This is a genomic window from Gluconobacter kondonii, from assembly GCF_002723995.1.
Classification (GTDB): domain Bacteria; phylum Pseudomonadota; class Alphaproteobacteria; order Acetobacterales; family Acetobacteraceae; genus Gluconobacter; species Gluconobacter kondonii.
Genome location: NZ_BEWP01000043.1, coordinates 1 through 4,378, shown reverse-complemented (window position 1 = coordinate 4,378; position 4,378 = coordinate 1). Strand labels below are relative to the sequence as shown.

The 4,378-nt window shown below is 50.0% G+C and carries 6 protein-coding genes; 2 read left to right on the top strand and 4 right to left on the bottom strand.

Features of this window, described 5'->3' with window-relative positions:
• The 3 genes from GKO01_RS15500 to GKO01_RS15490 all read right to left on the bottom strand — a co-directional run.
• The coding region (locus GKO01_RS15500; protein WP_145994806.1) for a transposase at nt 1-346 on the bottom strand (346 nt) is incomplete at its 3' end.
• 83 nt (nt 347-429) lie between these two features.
• A complete protein-coding gene (locus GKO01_RS16660; RefSeq protein ID WP_456303737.1) occupies nt 430-561 on the bottom strand; it encodes a hypothetical protein in 132 nt (43 codons plus the stop codon).
• A gap of 212 nt (nt 562-773) precedes the next feature.
• Nucleotides 774-1,769, bottom strand: a complete 996-nt coding sequence (locus tag GKO01_RS15490) for a DMT family transporter (RefSeq protein WP_244901520.1) — start codon at nt 1,767-1,769, stop codon at nt 774-776.
• Nucleotides 1,770-1,875: 106 nt separating this feature from the next.
• Between GKO01_RS15490 and GKO01_RS15485 the strand changes: the two genes are divergently transcribed.
• A complete protein-coding gene (locus GKO01_RS15485; protein ID WP_244901519.1) occupies nt 1,876-2,340 on the top strand; it encodes an Lrp/AsnC family transcriptional regulator in 465 nt (154 codons plus the stop codon).
• 103 nt (nt 2,341-2,443) lie between these two features.
• Here the strand turns inward: GKO01_RS15485 and GKO01_RS15480 are convergent, their stop codons facing one another.
• Nucleotides 2,444-3,355, bottom strand: coding sequence for an AraC family transcriptional regulator (locus GKO01_RS15480; RefSeq protein ID WP_099287771.1), 912 nt, complete (start codon nt 3,353-3,355; stop codon nt 2,444-2,446).
• A 68-nt stretch (nt 3,356-3,423) separates the two neighbouring features.
• Here GKO01_RS15480 and GKO01_RS15475 point away from each other — a divergent pair, with 68 nt between their 5' ends.
• Nucleotides 3,424-4,278, top strand: a complete 855-nt coding sequence (locus GKO01_RS15475) for an oxidoreductase (RefSeq protein WP_244901518.1) — start codon at nt 3,424-3,426, stop codon at nt 4,276-4,278.
• Nucleotides 4,279-4,378 lie beyond the last annotated feature (100 nt).

Genomic DNA, 4,378 nt, shown 5'->3' with positions numbered 1-4,378 from the left:
CCTGGGTCAGGCGTTCACGGAACAGCCAGAGTGTTTTGGCATCAGGAACACGATCTGAAAGCCCCAGGCCAGGGAAGCGCATGAACGACAGGCGATCGTTGATCAGATACTCCGTCCGTTCATCGGACAGATTGTTCAGCGTCTGGATCACCAGGATTTTGAACATCAACACTGGATCAAATGGCGGTCGACCGCCTTTACTCCCATCTGAATAGGCCAGAGCCTTCTCCAGTTCCGGGCGGAACACTTCAAAATCCACAGTCCGGGAAAACGCTTCGAGCTGGTCACCAAGTCCGCTCAACCGGGCAAGCCGCTCTTCAACGTCAAAAAATCCCGCCTGTTTCATAGCGCCATTCCCTCAATCAGAACCGGACGAAAAGCGGCTGGTCCGCTTCGGATCTATCGGATACTTCAAATAAGCCTTGTCGGTCAAAATAACCGACTACCGTTTGGGACTTGTCGTTCAGGTTCAACCAGAACGACGTTTTTTGTGATATCAAGAAATCCAAGCGTTAAGACCTCCGAGACAAAAGGTCCAATTTGTCGAGGTGCGAGATTCACGACACATGTAACTTGCCGACCCAATAGATCATCAGATTTATATAAACCTGTAATTTGAGCGCTTGATTTTTTTTACTCCGAACTCAACTCCAAAATCGATTTTCAGCTTCCACGCTGGTTTTCGTGCCTCTGGGAATGGATTAACTTCCATGATTGTGCCCACACGAATATCTATATTCATGAACTCTTCGAACGAAATAGATGCCACGATTTTATACTCCGTTCCGGGATGATTGCATCGCAGCGTTACTGAACGTGCGATGATGTTTTCGATGAGCTGATACGCATGTCATTACACTACAAACAATGAGCGTAAATGCAGCGACCTCGATGGGGCGAGGCCACCGACCTTCCCACAGAAACCCGTAGATGAGAGCAAAGAGCGTCTCGAAAAGAATCATCTGCCCAGTCATAGTTAAAGGAAGAAGGCGGCTCATCTTGTTCCACAAAGCATTACCCAAGAAAGAAGCAATAATTGCGACTGCCGTAGAGACCCCAACGAAACAACTCCACGACATAAGGTCGTGATCCAAGTGACCACTGAGTAGCGCGATGGGGACAAGACAGGCGGCTTGAGCTCCGGTGACAAGACCCATCAGAAGATTCCAGTCATGGACTGAAACTGTGCTTAGACGCACGAGACTGCGGCTGTTTCCAACAGCATAAGCTGTCCACGACAAAAGTGCGGTAATCGCCCATAAGAACCCCATACTTGTTTGGTGCGTCGCTTCAGGTGCTTTAAGAGCTTGCCAACCAATGCAGAGTGCACCTGCACCGCACAAAAGAAGAGATGGCGAAAGCGATGTTAAGGAGACAGCCCCTTTGTCTCTGCTTCCAATAATCGTTACAGCTACAGGAAGGAAACCTATTACCAGAGACGTTAATGCTATGCCGCCACTTTGCACTGCCTTGGACAGCAGAATATAATATAAAGTATTTCCAAATAAAGAGAGCCAAAAGAGGGCGCGCCAATCCTGTTTTTTGAGGCCTGATTTCAATACTAGCCAGCGAGGCATAATGACAAAAAAGGAAATGATCCCGTAGGCCAGGAAGCGCCCAATAGCCAGTTGAAGAGGAGTAAAATCACGCACCACTTCAGGCGCAAGAAATACCAAGCCCCACAAAGCACCTGCACCAACACCGCATAACGTGCCCAATGAGATATTATATCTTGTCTTAGAACGATTTTCTGTTTCCGTATGGAGCACGATGTTCTCCCCTTAAAGAGAGACGTATCATCGAGGAATTGATTTTTGTGCTCTTGATTCGCCTTAAAAATGCAACAAAAACTCGCTTATGAGAAAAAAGACCACCGTGAAGCAGTTGGATGAATTTGACAGAGCAATTCTGCGCATTATTCAAAAAGACAACAAAACACCACAACGGCGCATTGCAGAAAATGTTCATCTGTCAGCGGCTGCTGTGCAGAGACGTATTGCCGCTATGGAGAAGAGCGGCATTATCAAGAAAAATTCGGCTCTTCTGAATGTGCATGCTGTTGATATGAACATTACCTCTATCGTTGAAGTTCACTTAAAAGATGAACGCATAGAAACTGTTGATTCAGCGAAAAACGTATTCAAATCGACACCTGAAGTTCAGCAGTGTTACTATGTCACAGGAGGGATCAGCTTTGTATTGATTATTGTAACCTCTGATGTGAAATCTTATGAACAAATAACGCGTCGTATATTCGCTCAAAATGATTTTGTATCCAGTTATCGTTCACTCATTGCTTTGGATAGAGTGAAAACTGGCAGCGAGATTGTTATACCCTAATGGCGGCTAAACGCTGAGTAATTGACTGTTAAGATGTCCGAGATGAGGCGTATCCAGACTATCCACTAAACAATCGGTCATTGCCGGGCGCGAGGTTCTCGCGTCAAGCCTGTGGTGGCTCACCTAGATGTTCTCGCATCCATTTGGCCTCCTCGCTTGGGGTGCGATGAAAATGGCGTTTGAAATCCCGGCTGAACTGGGCAGGACTGGCATAGCCGACTTCTGAGGCGATCGTTGCAAGTGTTCCCTGACGTCGTGCGATCATCAGTCTTGCTTCGTGCAGCCGCAGCGCTTTGAGATATTGGATCGGGGTGTTCCCGGTGAGGGACTTAAAGCCGACGTGATATGACGGAACGCTCATACCAGCTGTTACAGCGAGTTCCGAAACCGATAGCCCTTCTTTGTAGCGTTCGCGGATCAGCGTCAGACTCTGCACGATCCTGTCTGTCGTGCCATTACGACGCAACGCTGCCATCAGCGATCCGCCTTGTGGCCCGACCAGGATGCGGTAATGCAATTCACGCAATAGCCCCGGGCCGAGAATAGCGAGTTCCTGTGGGTGGTGGAGAGCATGGAGCAGGCGTTGGAGTACATCCGTCATGGTGGGTGCCATTCGACTTGAAATCAGACTTCGCGCCTGCATTCTTTCGTCATGACCGGCTTGTCCATTCAGTGTGGTCGCTATTTCAGCAGCAAGATGCAGGTCAAAATCGAAGTAAATGGCGAGCAGAGGCTGATCAGGGCTGGCCTGCGAAGCCATCCGGAAAGGCACAGGGACCGAAACGGCAAGATAATGCTCGGCATCATATCGGTAGATCTCGCCATTAAGGAAACCCTGCTTGGAGCCCTGCAGTACGAAAACCGCGCCTGGGCGATAAAGGACCGGCACATCTTTGAGGACAGTCTCGGAACGCAGGATACGGACACTCGGCAAAGACGTAGCGTTGTAGCCAGATCGCGGGGCGAGTTCCGCGGCCAGTGCGAGGAGCGAAGAGGTATCTGGTTGATAATTCATAGGATCAGGCAAGGATATTAGAGAAATCGCAGTATAGCGCAGAATGATACGCTATTATTGGTCAAGGCATGAACGAAATCCAGTCGAGCAGAGCCATGCTACAAAAAACCTTCTTTATCACGGGTGCCAACTCGGGATTTGGGTTAGCCATTGCCCAGGCTGCCCTTGAGGCCGGTCATCGGGTGATTGGTACGGTCCGGTCGCAAACCGCAAGAGTGTCCTTAAGGGAGCGACTACCGGATGTTCGCGTGGTCCTGTGTGACGTCACTGAGTTCGACCGTATCCCCGCCATCGTCGCACAGGCAGAAGAAGACCATGGTCCAGTCGACGTACTCATCAACAATGCCGGTTATGGGCATGAAGGGGTTCTGGAGGAATCTCCTCTCGAAGAAATGCGCCGCCAGTTCGACGTCAATGTCTTCGGAGCTGTTGCGATTGCCAAAGCCTTTCTGCCGCGTTTTCGCGAACGCCGCAGTGGGTTTATTGTGAACGTGACATCAATGGGTGGTCTGATCACCATGCCGGGTATATCGTATTACTGTGGCAGCAAATTCGCTTTGCAGGGCATTTCGGAGGTCATGCGCGCGGAAATGGCGCCTTTTGGGGTTCATGTCACCGCGCTATGCCCTGGATCATTCCGCACGGACTGGGCCGGGCGTTCAATGGTCAGGACCGAGCGCTCAATTACAGACTATAATGCTCTGTTCGATCCGATCCGGGCCGCTCGCCACGAGAAGGACGGTAAGCAGTTGGGTGATCCGGCGAAACTTGCTGCAGCAGTGCTTGAGCTCGTTGCGTCGGACACGCCTCCATCTCAACTTCTTTTGGGAAGCGATGCTCTACGCCTGGTTCGTGACCGTCTCTCTCGCATGGAAAGAGAAATTGAGGATTGGGAGGAATTAACCCGATCAACAGACGGGTAATTTTTTTTCGCACACGGTGGCAGCTGTTAGAAGCTGAATTTTCCGAGCCGAATGTCCGCAAAGAGGCGTTAACAGTCGCAAGTTGTCTTTCGGATCACAC